This is a genomic window from Rhizobium jaguaris (assembly GCF_003627755.1).
Classification (GTDB): domain Bacteria; phylum Pseudomonadota; class Alphaproteobacteria; order Rhizobiales; family Rhizobiaceae; genus Rhizobium; species Rhizobium jaguaris.
Genome location: NZ_CP032695.1, coordinates 1,572,236 through 1,597,108, shown reverse-complemented (window position 1 = coordinate 1,597,108; position 24,873 = coordinate 1,572,236). Strand labels below are relative to the sequence as shown.

12 protein-coding genes are annotated in these 24,873 nt (G+C 60.2%); 8 read left to right on the top strand and 4 right to left on the bottom strand.

What is annotated here, in order from left to right:
• The first annotated feature begins 8 nt into the window (after positions 1-8).
• The 8 genes from CCGE525_RS29635 to CCGE525_RS29605 all read left to right on the top strand — a co-directional run bounded on the left by CCGE525_RS29635 (position 9) and on the right by CCGE525_RS29605 (position 10,531).
• Entirely contained in the window at positions 9-3,275 is a 3,267-nt protein-coding gene (locus tag CCGE525_RS29635; protein WP_245472207.1) for a nucleotide-binding protein, read from the top strand.
• A 4-nt stretch (positions 3,276-3,279) separates the two neighbouring features.
• On the top strand, positions 3,280-4,575 hold the full coding sequence (locus CCGE525_RS29630) for a glycosyltransferase family 4 protein (RefSeq protein WP_245472206.1): 1,296 nt from the start codon (positions 3,280-3,282) through the stop codon (positions 4,573-4,575).
• Between the two features lie 148 nt (positions 4,576-4,723).
• The gene (locus CCGE525_RS29625) at positions 4,724-5,416 is read left to right on the top strand and encodes a sugar transferase (protein ID WP_120707791.1); all 693 of its coding nucleotides are present in this window, start codon (positions 4,724-4,726) and stop codon (positions 5,414-5,416) included.
• Positions 5,413-5,853 carry a hypothetical protein gene (locus CCGE525_RS38535; RefSeq protein ID WP_162950345.1) on the top strand — a complete coding sequence of 147 codons (441 nt, stop codon included), beginning with the start codon at positions 5,413-5,415 and terminating at the stop codon, positions 5,851-5,853. Before CCGE525_RS29625 ends, CCGE525_RS38535 begins: the two co-directional genes overlap by 4 nt.
• Positions 5,853-7,373 (top strand): oligosaccharide flippase family protein, encoded by a 1,521-nt coding sequence (locus tag CCGE525_RS29620; RefSeq protein ID WP_120707790.1) that lies wholly within the window; start codon positions 5,853-5,855, stop codon positions 7,371-7,373. The genes CCGE525_RS38535 and CCGE525_RS29620 overlap by 1 nt, the downstream gene beginning before the upstream one ends.
• 54 nt (positions 7,374-7,427) lie before the next feature.
• Positions 7,428-8,249, top strand: a complete 822-nt coding sequence (locus CCGE525_RS29615; RefSeq protein ID WP_120707789.1) for a methyltransferase, TIGR04325 family — start codon at positions 7,428-7,430, stop codon at positions 8,247-8,249.
• 340 nt (positions 8,250-8,589) lie between these two features.
• Complete coding sequence (locus CCGE525_RS29610; protein WP_120707788.1) at positions 8,590-9,774, top strand: DegT/DnrJ/EryC1/StrS family aminotransferase; 1,185 nt, start codon at positions 8,590-8,592, stop codon at positions 9,772-9,774.
• On the top strand, positions 9,761-10,531 hold the full coding sequence (locus CCGE525_RS29605) for a 4'-phosphopantetheinyl transferase family protein (RefSeq protein WP_120707787.1): 771 nt from the start codon (positions 9,761-9,763) through the stop codon (positions 10,529-10,531). The genes CCGE525_RS29610 and CCGE525_RS29605 overlap by 14 nt, the downstream gene beginning before the upstream one ends.
• A 60-nt stretch (positions 10,532-10,591) precedes the next feature.
• On the opposite strand, the gene CCGE525_RS29600 is transcribed toward CCGE525_RS29605, so the two are convergent.
• From CCGE525_RS29600 to CCGE525_RS29585, 4 genes are read right to left on the bottom strand one after another with little or no spacing between them, the layout of a single operon-like run.
• Positions 10,592-12,193 carry a glucosamine inositolphosphorylceramide transferase family protein gene (locus CCGE525_RS29600; protein WP_120707786.1) on the bottom strand — a complete coding sequence of 534 codons (1,602 nt, stop codon included), beginning with the start codon at positions 12,191-12,193 and terminating at the stop codon, positions 10,592-10,594.
• Between the two features lie 47 nt (positions 12,194-12,240).
• Entirely contained in the window at positions 12,241-14,718 is a 2,478-nt protein-coding gene (locus CCGE525_RS29595) for a condensation domain-containing protein (protein ID WP_120707785.1), read from the bottom strand.
• Complete coding sequence (locus tag CCGE525_RS29590) at positions 14,715-22,841, bottom strand: non-ribosomal peptide synthetase/type I polyketide synthase (protein ID WP_120707784.1); 8,127 nt, start codon at positions 22,839-22,841, stop codon at positions 14,715-14,717. Before CCGE525_RS29590 ends, CCGE525_RS29595 begins: the two co-directional genes overlap by 4 nt.
• Positions 22,838-24,757: a non-ribosomal peptide synthetase gene (locus CCGE525_RS29585; protein WP_120707783.1), complete on the bottom strand. Its 1,920-nt coding sequence runs from the start codon at positions 24,755-24,757 to the stop codon at positions 22,838-22,840. The genes CCGE525_RS29590 and CCGE525_RS29585 overlap by 4 nt, the downstream gene beginning before the upstream one ends.
• Between the last annotated feature and the right edge of the window lie 116 nt (positions 24,758-24,873).

Here is a 24,873-nt window from a genome sequence, read left to right as displayed (position 1 = left end):
GAAATATCATGGCAGTTCACGAGATTGGTAAAAGCGTACCCGGTGCTCAGTCCGAGGCCAAGCGGCCAAATGGAAGCGAATATATTTCCTTTCGCGATATTTGGCGTTTCCTGCATCGTCATATGCTGGTCTTCATCGTCGCTACAGCGCTCGGGCTCGGCATTGGCGGGTTCTATGTACAGACCACTCAGCCGATCTATACGGCGACGACGCGGCTTGTGATGGACCCGGAACAGGGTCGCATTGCATCCCAGGACGCCTTCACCGGCACGGTCATCATCGAAGCTGCCGAGATTGCCAGCCAGGTTGAAATCGTCAAATCCGAGGCGATCGCCCGCGCAGTGATCGAGAAGCTCAATCTCAGCGAGGACCCTGAGATCGTGGGCGGTATGTCATGGCAATCGGCCCTGCGCGACCAGCTGCATGGTCTCATCTCTTATTTCAAGCATTCCTCCGATGAACCCGTCAAGGTTGCGCCGACCGAAGACGATCTGATGCGCCGCACCATGGCCTCGTTCCTCTCCCATGTAACGGTCAATCGTGTCGGCCAATCTTACATTCTGGAAATCGGCTACAGTTCGGTCGATCCCCGCAAGGCGGCGCTCGCCGCGAACGCCATTGCCGCCGCCTACATTCGTACAGGGCTCACCGAGCGCGCCTCGGCAGCCCAGAGCGGCGCGAAATGGCTCGAGACGCGACTGATAGAAGTCGGGCGACAGGCGCGAGAGGCCGCAATGAGCGTCGAAGAGTTTCGCGCCAAGAACGGCATCATGGAGATCAGCACCTCTTCCTCTCTCGACCAGCAGCAATTGTCGGAGATCAGTAGCCAGGCGCTGGCAGCTCGGGCACAGACGGCGGCCGAATCCGCCAAGCTTGCGACGCTCAACCGCCTGATGGCCGGCGAAAAGCTCGAGGGCGATGTCGACGAAATGATCAACAACCCGCGGGTACAGAAGCTGCAGGAAGATCTCGGTGCGGCGACAACCAAGCTCAACAACTTGGCCAGCCGCTACGATGCCGGCAATCCGGCAATTGCCGCCGCTCAGGATGAGATCGATCGGCTAAAGGGCGAAATGCAGAAGGAATACGCCCGCATCCAGGCCGTCTATCGCTCCAATCTGGAAGTGGCACAGACCCGCGAGCAACTGCTCAACGACGAACTGGCCGCGCTGACGGAGACCGGGACGGACAAGAACCTGGCCCGTGTCGAACTCTCCGAAATGGAGAGCCGTGCAACCACCTATCGCCGCATGTATGAAAGCATCCTGCAGCAGCTGATCGGCGCACTGCAGAAGGAATCCTTCCCGCTCGGCAATGCCCGTATCGTCACGGCCGCAGCCGTGCCCTTGGCGAAGACCTGGCCGAAATCTTCGATCGTCATCCCCTTCTCCGCCATGCTCGGCCTTGCCGCAGGGCTCGGGGTAGCGCTCATGCGCGACGGAATGGATCGGCGCGTCAGCTCCAGCGAAAAGCTGCGACGCGAGCTCGGCATCACCTCGCTCGGCCATGTGCCCGTTTATGCCAGCCCGGCCTTCGTGCCCGGTCATATCGTGACGAGTAGCACTTCCTGGCGACGAACCATGTCGCCGCTCAGATCCGTGCTCGACACGCCCTATTCGCAGTTTTCCGAAGCCTTGCGCAGGGTAAAGCACTCGGTCGACTCCGCCTTCCCTGCGAATGCACCCATGGTGATCGGCATCACTTCGGTCGGCACGGGCGAAGGCAAGACGACGATCGCGACAAATCTCGCTCAGCTCTATCAGAACGAAGGCGCGTCGGTGGTGCTGGTTGATGCCGATTTCCTCAATGCTCGCCTCAGCGGCGTGGCGATGGAATCGGGAGTGGATTTCGGCATGGAAGTGCTGCGCATGAACGAGGTGCCGCGACGCTATTCGGTTGCGCATGAAAATGGTCTGTCCATTGCAACCATCGAACATGATCCGGAAGCCGACAGGCAGTCGGCTCAGGCCTATGGCAGCGGCGTTCCGGTCGTCACCGTCGACGAGACCGAGAAATCCGTCGCCGCGTTCCAGCGCTATGGCCATCTGCCGGCGTTGAAGGCAGAGATCGATCTGCTGCGCCGGCGTTATAAAGTGGTCATCGTCGACATGTCGGCTTTCGAGGATTCGGCCGATACGCGCGTCATCTGCTCCTATCTCGAAGGCATCGTCGTCGTTGTCGGGCATACCAAGAAGATGACGGTGGAGCGGCTGTCCGATGCGCTTGCAAGCTTCGGTACCACGCCGATCAATATCCTTGGCATTATCGCCAACCGCAGCAGCGAAAAGCGCCGGCATGTCGAACGCCGGCACTGGTGGCGCAAGCCGCAGGCTCGCGAAACCCGTTTTTCCGACAGGCGGCTCGAGGGCCGTCCGTCGGGCCGTCCGCTTAAACTTGTCGTCGGCATCGCGAGCACCGGTCGTCGGGACATACTGTCCTCGATCCTCCCGCATATCGCTCGCCAGACGCGCAAGCCCGACGAGGTCGTCGTCTGCCTCGCCTCGCCGGAAGACATCGATCCGAGCTGCCTGCGTGATCTCGATTTCCCGGTACGGGTGCTGATCTCCGAACGGGGACTCTGCCGCCAGCGCAACCGGATCCTCGACAATACGCCGGATGCGGACATCGTCCTCTTCGTCGATGACGATTTCCTCATGACGCCGAACTATCTTGAGGAGACCGAACGACTGTTCCAACTCCATCCCGACATCGTCATGTGCACCGGTACGGTGCTTGCCGACGGGATCACCGGCCCCGGTATCTCCGTCCGCGATGGATTGCGGCTGGTCGAATCCAAGAGCCGTCGGCGGTCGGAGCCGGTTGCGCAGTTCCAGCCGGTCTACAACGCCTATGGCTGCAACATGGCTATCCGCACGACGATCATCAAAGCCGGTAATCTGCGCTTCGACGAGAACCTGCCTTTCTATGGCTGGCTCGAGGATGTCGACTTCAGCCGGCTTGTCGCCCGATATGGCCAGGTGGTCAGCGCCAAACAACTGGAAGGCGTGCATCTCGGCACCAAGGTCGGCCGGTCGCCCGGCGTCAGGCTCGGCTATTCACAGATCGCCAATCCGGTCTATCTCATGCGCAAGCGCACCATGAGCGCCCGCCACGCATCGATCCAGATCGGCCGCAACCTCATTGCCAACTTCGTCAAGGCCTGGCGGCCTGAGCCTTGGGTCGATCGCAAGGGACGCCTGAAGGGCAATGCAATGGCCTTGCTCGATTTGCTGAAAGGCAAGCTTGCTCCGCAAAATGTCGAAGCGATGGAGTAGTTCTGTGACCCCATCCCGTCCCGATCGGGTCGTCATCATCAACGACCGCTCCGTCAAGGTCGGCGGAGCGTCGAATCTGGCGATCCTTTCTGCCGATCTGTTGCAACGCGCCGGAATTCCGGTCGCTTATTTTGCCGGCGATGCCGCCGGCGGCGATCCGCCGGCGCCCGATACCATCAATCTTAATGGTCAGCCCCTAACGCAGCAGGGGCGCATGAGTGCGCTAGCCGGCGGGCTTTACAGCAGGAGCGCCTACACCGCCCTGCAGGATCTCATCGCCCGCGGGGACACGCCAGCTACGATCTACCATGTGCATGGCTGGTCGAAGATTCTATCGCCGTCGATCTTTCGGGCGCTGTGGCCGGTACGCGAACGGGTCGTCCTACATGCCCACGACTATTTCCTATCCTGCCCGAACGGCGGCTTCGCGAATTATCGCAAGAACGATGTCTGCCATCTCACGCCGATGTCGATGCAATGCCTGATGACGCAATGCGACAAGCGCGGCTACCACGAAAAGGTCTGGCGATCGGCGCGGCATCTGCTGCGCGAGCACTTTTACCCGACCCGCCAAACGCCCGCCAATATTGTCATCGTGCATCAGCGCATGCGCGATTATTTCGACCGTAGCGGTATAGAAACAGACAATATCGAGATCATCCGCAATCCGGTTGAACCCTTCCTGAAGCAACCCATGGCGCCATGGAACAAGCACAATTTCTTCTTCGTCGGACGGCTCGAGCCCGAAAAAGGGTTTGAAGATGCTGCCATGGCGGCGCGGCTTGCCGGCATAGATCTCCATGTCATTGGCGATGGCGCCGGCCGCGCGCTGCTGGAGCGCAACTACCCCGAGGTCGTGATCCATGGCTGGAAATCCAAGGAGGAGATGCGAGGCATAATCAGCAGCGCCCGCGCGCTCGTCGTGTCGTCGCGTGTGCCGGAGCCTTTCGGATTGGCGGCCCTGGAGGCGGTGACCAGCGGCATTCCAGTGATCCTCCCCGACGCAGCACTTCTCAGCCACGAGATTGCCGAGCTTGGCTGCGGAGTGACCTTCCAGAGCGGCAAGGTGGAATCGCTTGCTGCCGCGATGCGCCGGCTTGCGGGCGACAACATGCTGATCCGCCTGATGAGCGTCAATTGCATGCGCCGTTCAAGCGGTCTCGCTCACACACCAGCCTCCTGGCGGGATGCGCTGATCGCTCTCTATGGTCGCATTCTGGAGCGCACGAGCGACCGGACGGCTTCGGCCTCCTTAGAAGATGATTATCCCGAAACCGCTGAACAATCGCCAATCGGGTAGTCGAGTAGACGAAATACCCGCTGACCTAGCCGTGCATTCTCGGCCTTACGTCAATGGGACTAGGGCAATACCCGCAGGGTCAATTGTCAAGTTTCAGGGCAACTGGCAGCTTTGCGGTATGGTTCGGAATGTCGAGAGGTTCCCAAAAATGCTGTCGGCTTTTGATGGCTATGCTCATGATGAGCAATCGCTGCACGATTTGAAACGGACAGCGAGGCGCAGCCGCACCAAGCGTACTGTCGATATATTGCTTTCGGTCACGGGGCTGCTGTTTCTGGCCCCCGCGCTTCTTGTGATCGCCATCGCACTGCTATTGGTCGATGGCCGCCCCATCATCTACCGCCACACTCGTATCGGCCGCGAGGGCCGCACGTTCCAGTGCTTGAAATTCCGCTCCATGCGCCGCGATGCCGATGCGCGCCTCGCGGAATTGCTGGAGCGCGAGCCGGAGCGGAAGAGAGAATGGCTGGCCACCCGCAAGCTGATGAACGATCCGCGGGTGCACTGGCTCGGCAAATATCTGCGCATGAGCAGTGCCGACGAACTGCCGCAGCTCCTCAACGTGCTGCGCGGCGAGATGAGCCTGGTCGGACCGCGCCCGGTCGTGGCTGCCGAGCTTGAACGCTACGGATCGCAATTGCACTGCTATGTGGCGCTGCAGCCCGGCATCACCGGCCTATGGCAGGTCAACCGCTGCGCCGACACCTCCTATGAGGAACGCGTGCAGTTCGATGTCGATTACTACCACACGTGCTCATTCTGGACGGACATCGCCATTCTCTGGAAGACGGTCGGCGTCGTGCTGCTTGCTCGCAATGAAAAGGAACGGCTCACCAAATGAAGAAGATGGCGACCGCGGCCCAGATAGCGAGACAAAACAATATCAGCAGCCAACGAAGTACCAATTTCCGCCGCTGGAAGCGCCGCCGCCCGGTTGTGGCGCGATCGGGATCGACGTCCTTCATGACCTGTTCTGCTTGTTGTCTCATGACTGTTTACGAAAAGCCCTCGGTTGAGCGAGCACCAGTTAAAACCATCGTTGTGGGCCTGAACAGCAACTTACGCAACGTTAGGCCATTCGACGCCAATTTACTTCGTTTTTTGATTGTTCCCCATGGCGCAAGATTGTGTCTCGAATGGGAGCAATACGTGAGTTATCTACAGCATAACTGGTTTTTCTTAAGGAAAACCATTCAATATTACGGAGCAGTGATGAGTCAACAGTGGAAAGACACAGGGATTTTGACGTCCTTTCGTTCGACTCAGGCGGTGCGTTGATGGACGGCTTCCCCCTTCCCCCTTCCTCTTCCCGCCGCTCCCACCTGCCGCGTTGGCTTCGCCTGCGTTTGCCGTCCGTTATCGGCGACGGCGCTTCGACCTTGGGTTCGAAGATCGTGTCCCAGGTCGTGCAACTCGTCGTTTTCCTCGTCGCCGCTCGCGTATTGGAGTCGGCGGAATTCGGCCTCTACGCTTATAGTTCCGCCGTCGTGATCCTGCTCGTCGTCGTTGCCGAAGGCGGATGGGGCGAATTCATCATGAAGACGGAGTGCACACGGGACGAGCTCGACCAAGTCGGCACGATCTCGATCATCTCCGGGATGCTGGTGACGATGGTCGGCCTTTCCATTGCCGCGGTCGTCTGGTTTTTCTTCCATCAGCCCTGGGAAGGCATGCTGCTCTGCCTCTTCAGTTCTTGGTTCCTGCCTTCGTCGCTTTCGGTCGTCTATGATGGGCTGCTGGTCGCAAGGGGGCTTTTGCGCAAGCAAGCGGCTATCCGTATCGCATCAGAGGTCACTGGGCTGGGCGTCACCATGCTCGGTCTGTGGATCGGTTGGAATATCTTCTCGCTCGTGGCGGGACGGCTTGCAACACTGCTTGTCGGCGTATTCGCCTCCGCCATCGTTGCAGGCTGGTATCCAAAGCTGCGCCTCACCTTGCCGTTCGCGCGCGAAATTCTCGAGTTCTCGCGTCATATTCTGGCAAACCGGCTGATCATCTTCCTGCGTTCTTATTCCGGCACGCTTGCGATCGGCAGCTTTCTTGGCCTCGCCGAGGCCGGTTACTACCGCGTCGCCGAGCGGATCATTGCCGCCTTCTCCGAACTCATTGGCGAGCCGGCGCGCATGCTCGCCTGGACATTGTTTCGCCGAGTGGCTGTCAAGATCGATGCCAACGGCAAAACGTCCCGCGATGTCGGTACCTCCGCGACCACCTTCATGACCATCCTGATGGCGATCTCGGCGCCTATCTATCTCGGCCTGTCGCTGATTTCATCGGGCTTGATCGACGTGGTGCTCGGCGACAAATGGGCGCCGGCAGCGATTCTCGTGACGATCCTGTCGGCGAAGCAGGTGCTGCTGACGCCTGGCTATGTCACCGAGCCGCTGTTATCTCTGTCCGGCAATATCAGGCGCATGCCTGCCGCACTGCTGTTCAACGGCGCTATCTCCGTCGGCCTGATCGTTCTACTGGCTCCCTTCGGCGTCGAGGCGGCGGCCTGGGGTCAATGCCTGGCATCGCTAATCTCCTTTGCGGTCTCGATGCATCTGCAGCGCAATTATGGCGGTCTCGCATGGAGCCGGGTGATACGCGACTGCGCCTATGTCGCGGTCGCCATCGCAGCAATGGCGGCAACCGTCTATTCGCTGGGCTATCTCGCAGAAGCGTCTGCCTTGCGCCACCTCTCGACCCTCGCGATACAGGTCGTGTTCGGTGGAACGATCTACGTGCTCACCCTTGCTATCCTTCAGAAAGTGATCGGCATCCCGATCCCGATCTTTGCGGGCGGTCGGCGATAGTTCCTGGAAGTTTCGAACAAGAAAGGCCGCTCGCGGCTGATTGAGGAAATCGCAATGACGACCGCATCCTTGTCAAAGAACACGCGCTCGATCCTCGGCGGCACGGTTCGCAGCCTTGGCCGCTCTTTGTCGCCGCTGCGCGCCGCCGGCGGACGCCTGCGCTATCTATCGCCCTTCCCGCGGCGGTTCACGGGAGCTTACAGCTCCTATGAGGCCGCCTTCGCCGCCGCCAAGACCATGCCAATGGCCGGTTACGACCACGAGGAAATCGCCAATGCCGGCTTCTCCCTGATGTGCCAAGTCTTGCCATGGGACTATCCGGTGATGTTTTGGATGCGTAACCTGATGCAGGAGGTTGACGGCCTGATCGATGCCGGCGGCCATATGGGGACCAAATACAGGGCTTTCCGGCCGTTGCTGCAGTTCGATGAATCCTTCCGCTGGATCGTCTACGACCTTCCCTCGATTGCCCGCGTCGGGCGGCGCTTGGCGCAGCAGGAAGGCTTGACCGGCCTCACCTTCGTCGACCGGATCGAGGATGCCGGCGGCATACCGCTTTTTCTTGGTTCCGGCCTGATGCAGTATCTGGACGTGCCGCTCTCCAGCCTGTTGCGGCGCCTGCCGGCCTTGCCTCTGCATCTGATCCTCAACAAGGTCGCGTTCCACAAGAGCGGCACCGTTGTGACGTTGGAACGAATAAGCGGCTCATATGTGCCCTATCAGATGCGCGATGAGGCCACTTTCCTAAGCGATGTAACGCAGCTCGGTTACAAGCAGATCGACCGGTGGGCGATCCCATCGCTGTGTCATCTTATTGATACCCATCCGGAATTAGGACCAAGTGAAAGCGCCGGCTTCTACTTCCGCCTCGGCTAGCGATATTCCCGAAATGGTGCGCAGCGGATCCTCGTCACGCCTTGTCGTCGGGGCTGCTAACGATGGCGATATCGGCATGCCTCAGGGTATTGTCCTGGGCTGATCTGCGGTTACGAATCGCTGTGATAACATTCACTCGCAATTCTTTGTTTTTCTATCGGAATTTCGACTTGGCGGATAATCGTCCAATCGGCATAGACGCGTATCTCAGCTACCGATTTTGGATAGGTCGTTTGGCTTCGCGTCAAACCTTTCTGGCCGGAAAGCCATGCTGAAAACGGCGTGAACGGGCGCTAGTCTCCAAGACGAGAGCCGCTGATTTTCATCGGGAGCGAAAGATATGGCTAAGGTCGGATTGCGGGAATGGATGGCGCTTGCGCCGGTGTTTGCCTCAGGAAAATTGGCACGCTTTGGCGATGATACCGGCGGTCCCCTACTGCGGTTCGAGGCCGATTTCTGCGCCAAGTTCGGCGTGCAGCATGCGCTGACGATGAGCAGCGGCACCGGGGCACTGATTTCCGCGCTGGTTGCAGCCGGCATCGGCCCCGGCGACGAAGTGCTGGTACCCGCCTACACCTGGATCGCCACCGCCGCGGCACCGTTGGCGGCCGGCGCTGTCCCGATTCTCGTCGACATCGACCACACTTTGACGATGGACCCAGCCGATATCGTCAGGAAGATCACGCCGCAGACGAAAGCGATCATCCCTGTGCACATGTCGAACATGGTATGCGACATGGACAGCATCATGCGCATTGCCCGAGAGCACAATTTGATCGTCATCGAGGATGCCTGCCAGGCCGTTGGCCTCAGCTACAAGAATAAGCGCACGGGCACGATCGGCGACCTCGGCGCCTATAGCTTCAACCAGTTCAAGAACATGAATATCGGCGAAGGCGGTGCCGTCGTCACCAACGATCCGCAGCTCTTCGCCCGGGCGCGCATGTATCACGACATCGGCTCGCTGTTTCGCGGCTATCTCGACAATGCCAATGAACCGCCGATGCTTGGCGTGAATTTCAAGGCAAGCCAGATCCAAGGAGCGATGTTGCGCGTCCAACTGAAGCGGCTCGATCCGATGATCGCCCGCATGCGCAAGCGCTACGACATGATGACTGAGATCCTGTCGAAGAGCGACAGGATGCGCGTCGGTCCGCACAATGATGTCGCCAATGCCGCCGGCCTGCATGTCATCTTCGAAACGCCCGATGATGCCAAGCAGTTTGCCGAGGAGAACAGGCGCGGCGTCTATCGGCTTTACGATTCCAGCCGCCATGTCTACACGAATTGGCAACCCGTACTGCAGCAGCGCAGCGGCCATCCGGCGATGAACCCCTACAATTGGACAGATCGGAAGATCGAATATACGCCCGACATGTGCGCGCAGACGCTGGATATCCTGAAGCGTACCTGCCGCATCAGCCTCGGCGAGAACTACCCGACGGCACTGGTCGCCTATCTGGCGCGGCGTATGGTTCGCCAAGGCCCGGCCGCCAGTGGCAAGCTTTCCTATGCAACAAGCTAGCTGCGAAATGATCGGTCCCGACGCTATCGACGTCTGGACCTGGAGCTTGGATGCGCCGCCGTCTTCGGTCGAAGGTTACGCGGCGCTACTATCCGCTGAGGAGCTGGCAAGAGCCGCGCGTTTCGTGCGTGAGCGCGACGGACGGCGATTCATTGTCGGACGGGGGCGGTTGCGGTCCATCCTGGGGCGCTATTTAGGCCTGCCGCCGAAATTATTGGCTTTCACCTATAACGACTACGGCAAGCCATCTATCGCTCTTCTTGACGGCACTCCCTTCAGTTTCAATCTCAGCCACAGCGCCGATCTTGCAGCCCTTGCCATCTCTGATCGCTACGAGCTTGGCATCGATGTCGAGGAGATTCGTCTCCTGAAGGAAGACATCGCCGGCCGCTTCTTTTCTCGCAAGGAATACTTGACCCTGCAGGCACTGCCGCCGGAGGCTTATCTCGACGGTTTCTACCGGTGCTGGACGCGCAAGGAGGCTTTCGTCAAGGCGCATGGCGCGGGGCTATCGCTGCCGCTCGACAGTTTCGACGTGACCTTCGATTGGGCAAACGAGCCGAGATTGGAGCGACTGGAGGGCGATCCGGATGCGCCTTCGAACTGGCGGATCCTGGAACTCGAAACACCGGTCATGTTCGCCGGCGCCGTCGTCGCTCTAACAAAGGGGCATCCGGTTGGTTTGCGCTACCGCAGCGAAGACAATGGGCCGTCTAAAGCAAATCGCAACCTCTCGGCTTCGCTCGTTGCGCTCTAGGTTCTTCATTTTGCGTATGTCGTTATCGCAAAACCGCAACGCACTTTTGCGCGACAGGCTTTAAATGCTCAATCTCGCGTCCATTATATAGCGCCCGCCCGCTGCATCGAAATGATGGCAGCCGAGAAGTCCGGTCTTGAAGTCGGGCGTAATCGTGCGGATGCAGCGTTCGCGATAATCATCGAGCGTAAGCTGTTCGATTTCCATAATGTTCAGCCCGTAGCCGTAGAGGCCATGGGAATTTCGCTGCGACGGCCTGTATATCTTGCCGTCGCGCTCGAAGATGCGCCCGGCATTGCGGGCAACGGTGCTGCCGATGACGACGGGATTGCGTTTGTGCGGCACGAGGCGCTTCAGCTCCGGACCATCGACCTCGAAGACGTAGAGCTCGTTGCAGTGATCTTCGTAGGCGTGATGATCCGAGAGATTGGTGAAGAGCCACCATTTGTCGCCGTGACGCGTCAGAATGCTGTCGGCAGCTGATTGCCCCTCGAGGGCGGTGGAATAAAGCTCCCATTTCAATGGGAATTCCGTGCAGCGCCAGACCTCGAGACGATGCGATTGGTGCGTCTCTGGCATCATGAAGATGTCGTCACCGTCGCGGAAAACGAATGGATAGGAGAGATGGTGCGGGCAATCGAGCGCCACGCCGAGCCGCTCTACCTTGTCGCCGTTGAAGCGGCCGACTGCGATATGCGCCTTGCGGTCGCCATCGGCATAGGCTTCGTAAAACAAATAGCACTCGCCATCGTGCTGGAAGAGAAATGGATCGGCCTTGATGTCGCCCTTGGTCGGTGGGATTTCGATCGCCTGACTAGGATCGAAATCATCGATCCGCCCACGGCCGGTATAGAGCGTCCAGATGGATGAACCGAAACGCAGTTTTGATTTCAATGCCTTAAACGCTTTTGCTGAGAGATAACCTGACAATGCGCCGGTATAACGGAAGAGATCGCCGAATGAAGGAGCGGATATTGCCGGCAGGCGTGCCACTGATGTTGCGTCGAGCCGGCGCGTATCGGCCAAACGGCCGAGTTCGCGCATCAGAAGCGTCACGCCGCGCTCCCGCACGAAGGCGGCGTTGCGCGCCGCACTGAACTTGATATTGAACGAGGAAGAAGCGATCTGGGCAACCTGCGTTTCGCCGCCGCGCTTGGCATAAAGCGTCAGCTCCGTGGTCGGTGCCCTGGCAACGACATCGGCATAGCTGAACCAATCGGCATGCTCCGATTGCTGGTCGGAGAAATTGAAGGCCCATTCCCCGAATGGCAAAGCCCGAGTCGCATCGTCCGGCAAGCCTTCGGGCGTGGTACGCATGACAAGATCGAGATCGAGGCGCTTGAGCAATGCGGAGGCGACGCTGCCATCGGCGGTATTGTGGCCGCTGATAGCTTCGAGATAATCGATGCGCTGATGGCGGGCATCGAAATGCTTTGGGGTATAGGCAGGCTGCCGGGCGAGCAATTTGCCCTCCAGCCGTGCCTCCAACGCAAATAGCGACGAGACCATCCGATCGGCGAAAGGATGCGGATGGATGAGCAGGGTAACGAACTCAAAGCGCGGATCGGCAAGTATCCGGTCGAAGACCATTAGCTCCCAGTTCTCGAACCTATCCTTGTGCCCGACAAGAACACCGATCCTCAAAGGCTTGGTCATATCCATAGTCGCGTTTCCTGTGCGGTTTCGCCGGATATTTGTCGAGGCGGCGCCTAAGCGCCGCCGAACTTCTTGGAAATGGCCGATGCCAGTTCGGCGACTGAGTCTTCATGCCAGCCATCGATGTCGAGAACGGTGGTATCTGCGGCCACGGCATCACCCCAGCCGAACAGCAGTTTGCGAGCGCGGGGATGATTGGCCTGGCTGCGCAGCAGGATCACAGAAGGGTCCTTGTTCTGCACCGGCTTGTAGTTGCGCGCAGCCACCACCAGCAGATCCGTCACCGCCGCATTGGCCTCTTCCTCAGGCGAATATTGCCCAGCTTTGACGCCGAACATTTTCAGAAGCGCGAGCGAGAAATTGAACTCCTTGAGAAACACGATCAGCGGCGTCCGGCCCGACAATACCTTCTTGGTGAAATAGGCGAGGCGTTTGACGCGCCGTTCTCTGTTCCATCGCTTCTGCTCCCTTTTCGGCAGCGAGCGGAAGTAGCCTGGCGCCCATGTGTCGATCATAGCGGTAAAGCTGACATCAGCCCCTTTTTCCCGCAACTGCCGGGTCACCTCCATAGCCAATGTGCCGTTGACGCAGAGACCAACGACGGCGACGGACCCAGCGTTAACGTCGATCTGCATGGCATCGACCGCATAGCGAGCGATATCCTCGAGCTGCATTCCAGCCAGATTTTCGAGATCGGTGTTGAACATGTTGACGTTGTGGACCGAAACCGTATCCGGCAATTCGTTTGCCAGGCGGTAGTAAAGGAAGGGATGGTTTAGAGTATAAACCGAGGCTGGCCCTGTGCCGCGTTTGCAGGTGATCAAATCCCAGGGATTGGCGATCGGGGCGGCAGATTCCTCCGTCTTCGGCGTATCGAAGATGGCGGCGGCAAAGCCTTCGAGCGTCGGCTCCTTGAACAGAAGCTCCAAGGTCGGCTGGACATTGAATTTATCCCGCACGGCCGACAGCAGCCGCAACGCCAGCAACGAATGACCGCCGAGAGCGAAGAAGTCGTCCTTCGGCAATACCTGCGGAACCTGGAGGAGGTCCTGCCAGAGGGCCGCAAGCGCCGCCGTCTTTTTCGCCACTGGCGTATCGGCCAAAGCCTGGCTCGCGGGAACCTCTGCGGACGACGCGCCTTTGGCGGCACCGACGGCGTGCCGTTCGGGCGCGATCAGCGACGACAGTGATGCCTCGGGATGGTCGAGAGCGATCTCATAGGCCTTCTGCCAGAGCTGCAGCAAGCCTTCGATCGTGCTCGCCTCGAAGAGATCGGCATTATATTCGATCGACATGCGCCAACCCGACGGCCGACCGATCATGATGAAACTCAGATCGTAGATGACGCCCGGCGATTGCGATGGCGAGCTGATCAACTCGAAGCCGCCATAGCGGTGATCTTCCAGAAACGCCTTCTGCAAGTTGAAGTTCACGGAGATCAGCGGATTGCGCGAGGGATCGCGGACCGGATTGATCAGCTCCACCAGCTTGTTGAACGGCATCCGCTGATGGTTGAGCGCGCCCTCCACCGTCTCGCTGACCGAATGAATATGCTGCGCGAACGAGGTGTCGGAAGAGAAATCGAAGCGCAGCACGAGATTGTTGATGAAGACGCCGATCAGATCTTCGAGATCGGCATGCTCTCGGCCCGCCACCTGCGAACCGAACATCACGGTCTGGGCATTCGTCAGCCGGTGCAGCATGGCGCTGATGATGGCGGCGCCATAGCTGTATTGCGAGACGCGATGAGCGCGTGCGGCGGCATCCATACGCTCGCTGAAGGAGAGCGGCTGCGCGATAGAGAGGATGTTGCCGTGATTGGTCTTCACACGGCCGCGCGGATGATCCGACGTCACTTCGAAGTAAGGCGCGCCAGAGAGTTTCTCACGCCAGAAGGTTTTCTCCGTCTCGAAACCGTAGCTCTGCAGATATTCCTGCTGCCAAAGGGCATAATCGCCATATTGCAGCGGCAACTCCGGCAGCACCGGCTGCCGGCCGGCGTCGATACCGGCGGCGATTTCCCCCACTTCCCGTCCGAGTACACGGATCGACCAACCGTCGAAGCAGCTCTGATGAGCGGTGATGAGCAGTACACCGCGGTCATTTTCGGCCATCAGCAGGGAGACGCGGAAGAGTCCAGGCTTGCCGAGATCGAAGGGAGCCTGCGCCGTCTCTTCGCCGATCGACATAATCCTCGCCTGGCGCTGATCGGACGCCATGCTGCGCAGATCAATCACCGACATCTTGAAATCGATCCTGTCGACCGCCTGCTGAAAGGGCTGGCCTTCCCTTTCGATGAACCGCGTCCTGAGGATTTCGTGGCGTTGGATCACCTTGCGAAATGCTGCCTCGATGGTGGAGGCTTTGAACGCGCCGCGAATTTCCCAGCGGACGGCAACATTGAGCGCTGGATTGCCAGGGAGCAACTTGTCGAGAATCCAGCAGCGCAATTGTGTCTGCGTGCAGGGAAACTCGCCGATGATCTCCGGATCGGCAACCTGGCCTACGGGGCTATTTTCAACAGTACTCATATTGCCCTCTCCATTCCGCGGCGTGCGCCGTTACGGAAGTCTTTCAATGATGGAACGTGGAACTGAACCGGATCGGCCGTTGTCTCTCCCCGGCTGTCGGCAAAGGCCGCCAGCTCTGCCACTGATGGATGACGCAGCAGATGCTTCGCCTCCAGCGACAGGCCGGTGTCGAGCATGCGTGCGGCGATGCGGAAGATCGTCAGCGAGTCGGCGCCCAGCGCATAGAGATTGTCGTCGACGCTGATGTCGCCGAGGTTCAACACCTCCTGCCAGATCGTCAGCAGCCGCCGCTCCGTCTCCGTTTTCGGTTCGACCTTGACCGGTGCGGCCTCGCGCTGCGGGACACCGCGCATCTGCAGGGTCTTGCGGTCGAGCTTGCCATTGGCGGTCTGCGGCAGCTCGCTTTCCGTCACCCAGAAGCTCGGCACCATATGGCCGGGGAGATTGGCCTTGGCATAGGCAGCGAGATCGGCGGGCGAAAGCTCGGTACCGCTGATCGCCGGGATGACGTAGCAGACGAGAGAGCGATCGCCCTTCTGGTTTTCCGCCGCGACGACGGCGCATTGGCGAACGCCTTCTGCTTTGGACACCACGGCTTCGATGTCGCCGAGCTCGATGCGGAAGCCACGCAACTTGATCTGCTGGTCGCGCCGGCCGAGCAGTTGCAGCGAGCCGTCGGCAAGTCGCCGTCCGACGTCACCGGTCTTATAGAGCCGCTTCGGCCTGCCGACGGCGAAGCAGAACGGCACGAAGGCTCTTTCGGTCAGATCGAGCCGGTCGAAATAGCCGTTAGCCAGGCCGTCGCCGCCGATATGCAGCTCACCGGTGACGCCGATCGGTGCGATGCAATTGTGCTGATCGAGGATATAAAGCTGAGTGTTGGCGATCGGGTGGCCGATCGTGATCGGCTGATCCGCGTCGGTGATCCGCTGCAGCGACGACCAGATGGTCGTTTCCGTCGGGCCGTACATATTCCAGAGCTCGGCCCCGATCGTCAGCAGCGATTTCGCCAGTTCTTTCGGCAGCGGCTCGCCGCCGCAGAGCATTTTCAGGTTCAGCCGCTCCTTGAGGCCGGCCTCGGTCAACATCTGCCAGAGTGTCGGGGTCGCCTGCAGCACCGTGGCATTGTGATCGTTGATCAGTTTTACCAGCGCAAAGCCGTCCTGGACCTGCGTGCGGCTGGCAATGACGACCTTTCCGCCGGATATTAAGGGCAGGTATATTTCCAGCCCGGCAATATCGAAGGAGATCGTGGTTACCGCGATCAGCGTGTCATTGGCCGTGAAGCCGGGTTCCTTCCCCATGGAGAGAAGAAAGTTGGTCAGCGCCCGGTGGGATACTTCCACACCCTTTGGCATACCGGTCGAGCCTGACGTAAAGATGATATAGGCTGGAGCCGTGCTATCGGTCGGCAGGTTCCTGAGCGTCGCACTCGCCATCGAGCCGATCGCCTTGGCATCCTTGTCGACGCGGATGACGGGCGTGCCCGGGGCCGCAAGGTGCTCCATCGCATCGCTGTCGCAAATCACGCCGCCTACACGGGCGATATCCAGCGTCTGTCGCAACCGCGGCTCAGGATGCGCCGGGTCCATGGGCACGTAGGTGTGCCCGGCCTTCATGACCGCGATGAGGGCGACGATCATTTCGAGCGAGCGCTCGACCAGAAGCGCGATGCGCTGGCCGGGTTCGGGGATCGCCATCTGCAGATAAAGAGCAAGCTGGTTGGACCGGGTTTCCAGTTCACGATAGGTGATCGTATGGCCATCATGCTCGGCGGCAATAGCGTTCGGATGTTCCGCTGCCTTCCGAGCGAAGAGCGAGAAGACGAACTCGTCGTGATTGTACTCCATCGCCGTATGGTTCAGACCATCGATCAGCCAGGATTTTTCGTCCGCCGTCAGCAGCGACAGTTCGGAGACTTTGCGATCCATATCTTTTGCAAGCGTTGCCGCCAGTGTCGAGAAATGGCCGATCCAGCGTTCGATGGTGATGCGGTCGAAGACGTCGGCGTTGTAATCGACGTCGATGCGAATGTGATCCGGAGCCTCGATCATGTTGAAGAACATGTCGAAATTGGAGAATGCCTTGGCGTTCGGCTCGATCGAGGGCTTGAGATTGCCGAAAGCCGAACCGCCGGCCATCCGCTCCAGGTTGAACTGGATCTCAGTAAGCGGCAGGCGCCGCGAGTCGCGCTTGATGCCGAGTTTGCGCACCAGCGTGCCGTAGGTGTAATCCTGATGCTCGAAGGCTTGGAAGACCAACTGCTGCGTTGCCTTCAGGTGGGTGACGAACGATTCCGCCGGCGTCACGGTCTGGCGTAGCGGCAGGAGATTGACGCAGTGCCCGACGAGGATCTGGTCGCCGATCAGGCTCTGGCCGGCCGAGGGAATGGCGATGACGATGTCCTCCTGGCCGGAAAGCCGCGAGATCGTTACCTGCAGGGCGGCAAGCAGGGTGGAAAACAGCGTCGCGCCCGACTTTGCCCCCGCCTTCTTCAGCGTTTTGTAGACCTCTTCGCCGATGAAGCCGGTGCAGGTTCCGCCTGCAAAGCTGCGATATTCCGGACGCGGCCGGTCAAGCGGCATTTCCGGCAGTTCGGGAACCGTCTTGAACTGGTCGAGCCAGAATTGTTCTGTTGCTCCGGACTTCTCCGGCTTCGGTGCGAAGTCGGTCGAATAGGCGGCAAATGACAGTGCCGGTTCGAAGTGCGGCGTGTCGCCCTGTTGATAGGCGGCATAGGCGGTCGACAGCTCATCGACGAAGACGTTGATCGACCAGCCGTCGCAGACGATATGATGGCCGGTGAAGACGAAGACATGCTTGTCGTTGCTGAGCTTCACGATGCTGGCACGTGCCAGGGGACCGTTGACAAGGTCGAAGGGTGTCAGCGCCTCGTCTTCGATGATCTGCCGCAGTTGCACCTCGTCGGCGCCATCGACAAGCGGCGCGTCGAGCTTGAAATCCGGAATGAAGTGGAAGAACTGGCCGCTGCGATCGAAGCGGATGTGGAATGCGTCATGGCGGTCAACGACCGTATCGAGGGCCTTGCGGAACGCCCTCTCATCGAAAGCGCCTTCGAGCTTCAGCGAAAAGGACTCGTTGAAAGAGCACGAGGCTTCGTCGCCGGCCTGTGCCGCAAGCCAAATTTCCGTCTGCGCCTCCGTCAGCGGTGCGGATTGTGGGCGCGGAGCGCGCGCTACAGCCGGTATTTTCGTCTCGACTATCGGGGTTGGCCTATCTTCGGCAGGCGCGAGGATACCCACCGACTGAAGGGCATCAAGGCTGTCGCGGAAGGCCTTTGCGATCGTCTGGAAATCCTCTTCGCTGTGGGCCGTCGTCAGGAAGCAGGGATAGCCGTCCTGGATGTGGACACCGTTGAGGCGCATCTGGGCGTAGAACAGCGCACCCAGCGAATCCTGGCTGCTGAAGTCGGTGGCGAACCAGCTCTTGTAGCCATGAACGACATCGGCAATGCCGCGTCTCGCGAGATCCGCCTTGATGTCGGCGACGAGTGCCTGGGTTCGTTCGGCCACGCGGCCATAAAGTTCCGCACCCACACCCTTGATGTGATGCAGAACGGCGTGCGCTGCGGCAAGCACCAGCGGGTGACGTACGAATGTGCCGGCAAAAAAAGTCGGGGCGGTCATGGGAACGGAGTCATCGCCGTAATTCCAGTGGCCGCCGTCGAGAGCATCCATGAAACGTGAGCTTCCAACCAAAACTCCAATCGGCATGCCGCCGCCGACAACTTTGCCATAGGTCGCCATATCGCCCTTGATGCCCCAGATCGCCTGCATGCCGCCGGGATCGACGCGGAAGCCGGTGACGACTTCGTCGAAGACCAGGGCGAATTCAGACTTGGTGGCGACATCGCGCAGCTCACGAACGAATTCGATCGGCTGCAGTTCTGGATGGCGGCTTTGGATCGGCTCTATGATAACGGCCGCGATGTCATCGGCATTGGCGCGGATGAAGTCGAGACTTTCCGGAGCGCCGTAGCGCAGCACGGTCATGTTGGACACGGAGGCCATCGGGATACCGGAAGCGATCGGCAAGGCGATCGGCTTGTCGGCGCGGTTGCGGCCCTTGACCAGCACTTCGTCGAACTGGCCGTGATAGTCGTTGGCGAAGACCACGATACGGTCACGGCCTGTGACGGCACGGGCAAGACGCATGGCGGCCATGACGGCTTCCGAGCCGGTGTTGCAGAAGGTGACGCGCTCATGACCGGTCACCTCGGCGATCATCTCGGCGACGTCGCCGGCAAGCGGCGTCTGCGGACCGATGGCGAAGCCGATGTCGGCCTGGGCCTTGATGGCGTCGATGACGAAATCCGGGGCATGGCCGAAGGCGGTCTGTCCGAAACCATTGACGAGATCGACGTATTTGTTGCCGTCGATGTCCCAGATATGCGCGCCTTTCGAATGGTCGCAGACGATCGGGAAGACCATTTCCTTCCAGTCCGCGCGGAAGCCGGAAGCCGTGCGCGGGTCGGCAAGCCAATGGCGATTGTCCTTGGTGAATGCCTTGGACTTGGCATTCTTCGCTTCATAGGCAGCAGTCAGATCGGCGATGAAGGCCCGTTTGGCGTTGGACATTTCCGGCGCGAGGCTCTTGGCACCCGGGCGGTAGAGCTTGATGCGTTCCGTGCCGAATTCGGTTTCCGTTGCCTCCGTCGCCGGCTTGGGGGCTGCCGCAACGACAGGCGCGGGAGCAGGAGCGGTAACAGCCGCCATCGATACTGGCGGCGCGGCGGCTGGGATTGCCGCAACGGCGGGCGGGACGAGCGCCGTGCCGCCCTGCAGGATCAGCAACTGCTGGGCAAACAACGACTGTGCGAGCTGGATCTGCGATTGCAGCACCGCTGCCAAATCGGGCGAAGCACTGGACACCATCGGCATCGGGGCGACAGGAAGCGCTGACGGAATTCCAATTGACAGGGGTGCTGCAGCAACCGGCGTAGCAGGAGTGGCAACCGGCATCGCCAGCGGTGGCGGCTCGGCCACTTTCACTGCATCCGGCGGCATCTGCTGGTCGAGATGCAGAGCCAGATCGGCGACAGAGGGAATGTTGCTGAGCAGCTCGCGGAAGGAAAGCTTAACCTTGTATTCCTTCTCGATGCGCTGTGCGAACTGGCCGACGAACAGGGAGTCGAAACCGAGTTCGAGGAAAGTCACCGCCCGCTCGGTAACCCCCAACGTCTCCCCTGACATTTCGCTGAGCAAGGTCAACAGGGATGTTTCAAGTGTGAGGACGCGATCGGAAAGGGAGAGTGGTGTTACGACGTTCATGGCGTTGTTCTCATCGACAAGGTTGACATCGGCTGCGGGAGAGGCAGCGGGCGCAGGAACTTGAGCGGGCAGAGCCGGTTGGCTCGAGGCGCGGCGTGCGGATTGCGGCGCGTCGATCCAATGGCGCTGGCGCTGGAACGGATAGGTTGGCAGGGCCAGGCGCTGCTGGGCACCGGCGGGCAAAGCCGGCCATTCCAGTGTGTAACCGGCCATCCAGAGCTTGCCATGTGCTTCCGCCAGGGCTTCGGAGGCAGCAACGGCGCGGTCATGCTCGGGAAGCGACTGCACGATGGCGGCGAGATCGTCGCGGCCGATCGTCTGCGCGGCAAAGACCGAGAGCGTTCGGCCGGGACCGACTTCGAGAAGCACCGGTTTTCGGCCGCGGCAGAGCGTCACAAGCCCATCGGCAAAGTGAACGGCGTCACGGCAATGTGTCGCCCAATAGTCCGGCGAGGTTCCCCGCTCACCGGTCTGCCAGTCGCCGGTGACGCAGGAGATATATGGCATGGTCGCGTTGCCGTAGGTGGCCTTCGCGGTCTCTTCGCGCAGGGCAACGGTGGCTTCATCCATCATCGCCGAGTGAAAGGCATGCGAGGTATGCAGCCGACTGAAGGCGATGCCGGCGGCTTCCAGCCCGGTGCAAACCGTGTCGATATCATCGAACGGTCCCGAGATGACGCAGAGCTTCGGTGCATTGATCGCCGCGATTTCGACGTTGCCGCGCAGATGCACCGACACGGTTTCGGCATCGGCGCGCACGGACACCATCGCGCCGTGTGGCTGGTTCTGCATGAGCCGCCCGCGATTGGCGACCAGCCGCAGGCCGTCCTCGAAGGAAATGACGTTGGCAAGGGTTGCGGCAACGAATTCGCCGACGCTATGGCCGATCATCGCGTAGGGCTTGACGCCCCGGCTCAACCACAGCCGCGCCAGCGCATATTCCACCAGATAGAGGCAGGGCTGGGCGATGCGTGTCTCGCGCTGTTCGTCGGCCATGGCCTGCGTCACAGGGCCGATATGGCAGATATAGTCGCGCAGATCGACGCCGAGCGTCATCTTCAACAATTCGGCGCCGCGGTCGATCCAGCGGGCAAATTCCGGCTCCGAATTATAAAGACCGGCGCCCATGCCGGCATATTGAGCGCCCTGCCCCGGAAACATGAAGGCCACCGGCGGTTCATCCGAGGCCACGAGCGGCTGGTAGCGCTCCGCTGCCAAGCGATCGATCGCTTCCTCCGCTGTGCTGGCGACGATGGCGAGACGGTGATCGAACTCTCGCCGGCCGGCCTGCAGCGTGTGAGCCAGTTGTGCCAAAGGCAGCCCAGGGTTCTTGGCAAGGTGGTCGCCGAGATTGGCGCGCATTGCAGAGAGGGCGGCCGGATCGTTTGCCGAAAGCGGCAGAATATAAGGCCCTTCACGCTCATCGCCTGGCTCATCGTGACGAACCGGCGGTTCTTCGACGATGACGTGAATGTTCGTGCCGCCGACGCCGAATGCGCTGACGCCGGCCCGACGCGGTCCCTCCGTTTCCGGCCAATCGATCATTTCGGTCGGTATGTAAAAGGGGCTGCGATCGAGATCGATGCGCGGATTCGGCTTCTGATAGTTGGCCATCGGCGGAATTTTCGCCTTGCCCAGCGCCAATGCGGTCTTGATCAACCCAGTGACCCCGGCGGCAGCATCCGTATGTCCGATATTGCCTTTCACCGATCCTAGCGCACAGCTTGCCGCCGCGGGCGGATCTTCCGAGAAAGCACCCTTGAGGCCGCTGAATTCGATGGGGTCGCCGAGCGGTGTCGCGGTGCCGTGGCATTCGACATAGCCGATCGTTGCGGGTGAGACGGCGGCATTCGCAAAAGCCGCGGAAATCGCTTCGGCCTGCCCGTCGACGCTGGGTGCGACGAAGCCGACCTTGTCGGAGCCGTCATTGTTGATGCCATAGCCTCTGATCACCGCATAGATATGATCGCCGTCCCGAAGCGCATCTTCCTGACGCTTCAGAAGGACAACGCCGGCGCCGCTGGCAAAGACCGTCCCGGCGGCATCAGCATCGAACGGGCGGCAAGTGCCGTCGGGCGAAGCCATGCCGCCTTCCTGATAGATATAGCCGCGCCTTTGCGGGATGGTGATCGAGACGCCGCCAGCAAGTGCCATGTCGCAGCTATAGATGAGCAAATTCTGGCAGGCCTGCGACACCGCCAGCAGCGAGGTCGAGCAGGCCGATTGCAGCGTGAAGGCGGGACCGCGCAGATTGAATTTGTAGGCGATGCGTGTCGCAAGCGTATCGTTGAGTGCTCCGACAAGCTGTTGGAAACAACCGATCTGATAGTTGGACGTGAATTCCTCGGCCTTGGCGCGATCGCCCAGGACATTGTTGATGAGATAGGTCGGCATCGAGGAGCCGGCGAAGACGCCGATCATTCCTGGATAGCGCTGCGGATCGTAGCCGCCATCTTCCAGCGCTTCCCAGCAGATTTCCAGGAAGACCCGGTGCTGCGGGTCGGTCAGCGCCGCTTCGCGCGGATACATGCCGAAGAAGTCCGCATCGAACATCTCGACGTCGCGAAGATGCGGCCGGGCCGGAACAAAATTCGGCTGCGCGCGCTCCTCGTCTGTGAAGGCGTCTTCGAGTTCTTCCGGTGAGAATTGCGAGAAGGCATCCCGCCCCTCGCAAACGAGCTGCCAAAGTGCATCTACAGAAGGCGCCCCGGGGAAGCGACCGGACATGCCGACAATTGCGATGCCACCTGAATCCTGATTATCCCAAGTCTGATCGTCATTGAAATCATATTGATCGCCATTGACATGACCGGTGTCATGATTTTTCGTCATGAAGAACTCCTGCGGAATTGGGACATGGTCTTTCTCTGAAGGGCTGCACGCTGGGCGGCGGCGATCGCGCGCGCCGAACCCGAAGCCTTACCATCGACGTAGCGGGCCAATTCGCGGATCGTCGGATGCTTGAACAAGGCGACGACGTCGACGGAACGGTCGAGCTCTGTCTCAAGGCCCGCATGGATCTCCATGAGCTGAAGAGAGGTTCCGCCGAGGTCGAAGAAGTTTCTGTCGAGATCGATTTTCCCCGTTCCCAGCGCCTCCTGCCAGAGCCTAGTCAGCAGCGTCTCCGTTTGGCTCTTGGCAACAGCGTCCGGTGCAATTTCGATGGATTCCATCGGCGGCGGTTGAAGCTTCGATCGATCGACCTTGCCGGCCGGCGTCAACGGAAATGCATCGACCACCACGGCGGCACTCGGGATCATGTAGGCCGGAAGTACGGCGCGCAGCGCCGCCATGACGCTCGGCACGAAATCAGGCCCTGCGCCCGCGATCCCGTGGCGAGGGCATAGGTAGGCGACGATGCGCTTCAGCGTCGGGCTTTGGACGTGACAAAGGACGATGCCGTCGGCAAGGCGCGGATCGCGTCTCAGCGTCGCCTCGATCTCATCGAGCTCGATACGCTTGCCGTTGATCTTGACCTGACGGTCGCGCCGCCCCTTGAAGGCGACTGTGCCGTCCGACTGCAAAATGGCGAGATCTCCCGTCAGATAGTATCGCTTTTGTCCGCTGTTCGTGCTGATCGTCACGAATTTTTCGGCGGTCATATCCGGACGTCTGAAATAGCCGATCGCAAGCCCGTCGCCCGATATCGCCAACTGCCCTTCGGTCTCCGGCGGCACTTCGCGCAATTCCTCGTCGAGGACGGCAATGCCTGTATGTGCGATCGCCTTGCCGATCGGCAGTTCCTGCCCCGAAAAGTTCTCAGGCACTTCGAAGGCCGTCGCGAAAACCGTCGTTTCGGTCGGGCCGTAAGCGTTCGTGAGCTTGCAGCCGGGATGGCGATCAAGAAAACGCCGCGCATGGACCGCCGATCCGACATCGCCACCGAACAGAACGTGGCGAAGGTTCGGCAGATCAACGTCGGCATGATCGGCGAACAGATTGAAGAGGCCGGTCGTCAAGAAGGTGATGCTGACGCCGGTTTCGCGCATGACATTGCAGAGCCGAGCAACCGAGAAGCTGGTGTCCGGCATGCCGGCAAGCGTGCAGCCGTTCAGCAATGCTCCCCAGATCTCGAGGGTCGCAGCATCGAAGGCGATGGTGGCGGTGTGGAGGACCACATCGTCCGGCTGGAAGTCGATATAGGTCTGATCCAGCACGACTCGGGCGATGCTCCGATGCGCGATCGCGGTGCCTTTCGGCCGGCCGGTCGAACCGGATGTGTACATGACATAGGCAACATCTTCGCCGCCGATTTTCACGGAAGGTCTCGGCTGGGGCGGGCTGATCGTCATTTCCGCGATGATCGCACTGGCCTCGATGACCCTGCCGCGCATGCTGGGAACAGCGCTGATCTTCTCGCAGTAGGCCGAATCGACGAAGATGACCTTCGGCTCGCATTCGCCGATGACATAATCGAGATGCTCGATCGGAAAGGCGGGATCGAGGGGAAGATAGGCGCCGCCGGCCTTGAGAATCGCCAGCTTGCAGACAATGGCGTTTAGGCTGCGGGGCAGGAACAGGCCGACGATATCGGCCTTGCGGATGCCGAGCTTTACGAGATAGACCGCCAACGCGTCGGAGAGCCGATCGAGCTCGCGGTAACTGAGCGCCGTGTCGCCGAAAACGACTGCCGTCGCGTGCGGAACGGCCTGGGCCTGTTCACGCACCATATCGTGCAGACTGCGGTCTCTGTCGTAATGCATGGTTGCGGCAAAATTGGTTTTCTCTTGAGAATCGAAATCGATCATCGCTGTGCTCCGGGCTGCGTTTGCTGCCTGCGACGGCACGAAATGCGTGCCTCATCGTCGCCTGCAGAATTTCACGCTGTCGGAAAATCACCAGTTGATCATTGGGATGACTGCCG

Coding starts and splice junctions, on each gene's coding strand:
- CCGE525_RS29635 (WP_245472207.1), top strand. CDS start 9: ATGGCAGTTCACGAGATTGGTAAAAGCGTACCCGGTGCTCAGTCCGAG.
- CCGE525_RS29625 (WP_120707791.1), top strand. CDS start 4,724: ATGCTGTCGGCTTTTGATGGCTATGCTCATGATGAGCAATCGCTGCAC.
- CCGE525_RS38535 (WP_162950345.1), top strand. CDS start 5,413: ATGAAGAAGATGGCGACCGCGGCCCAGATAGCGAGACAAAACAATATC.
- CCGE525_RS29620 (WP_120707790.1), top strand. CDS start 5,853: ATGGACGGCTTCCCCCTTCCCCCTTCCTCTTCCCGCCGCTCCCACCTG.
- CCGE525_RS29615 (WP_120707789.1), top strand. CDS start 7,428: ATGACGACCGCATCCTTGTCAAAGAACACGCGCTCGATCCTCGGCGGC.
- CCGE525_RS29610 (WP_120707788.1), top strand. CDS start 8,590: ATGGCTAAGGTCGGATTGCGGGAATGGATGGCGCTTGCGCCGGTGTTT.
- CCGE525_RS29605 (WP_120707787.1), top strand. CDS start 9,761: ATGCAACAAGCTAGCTGCGAAATGATCGGTCCCGACGCTATCGACGTC.
- CCGE525_RS29600 (WP_120707786.1), bottom strand. CDS start 12,193: ATGGATATGACCAAGCCTTTGAGGATCGGTGTTCTTGTCGGGCACAAG.
- CCGE525_RS29595 (WP_120707785.1), bottom strand. CDS start 14,718: ATGAGTACTGTTGAAAATAGCCCCGTAGGCCAGGTTGCCGATCCGGAG.
- CCGE525_RS29590 (WP_120707784.1), bottom strand. CDS start 22,841: ATGACGAAAAATCATGACACCGGTCATGTCAATGGCGATCAATATGAT.
- CCGE525_RS29585 (WP_120707783.1), bottom strand. CDS start 24,757: ATGATCGATTTCGATTCTCAAGAGAAAACCAATTTTGCCGCAACCATG.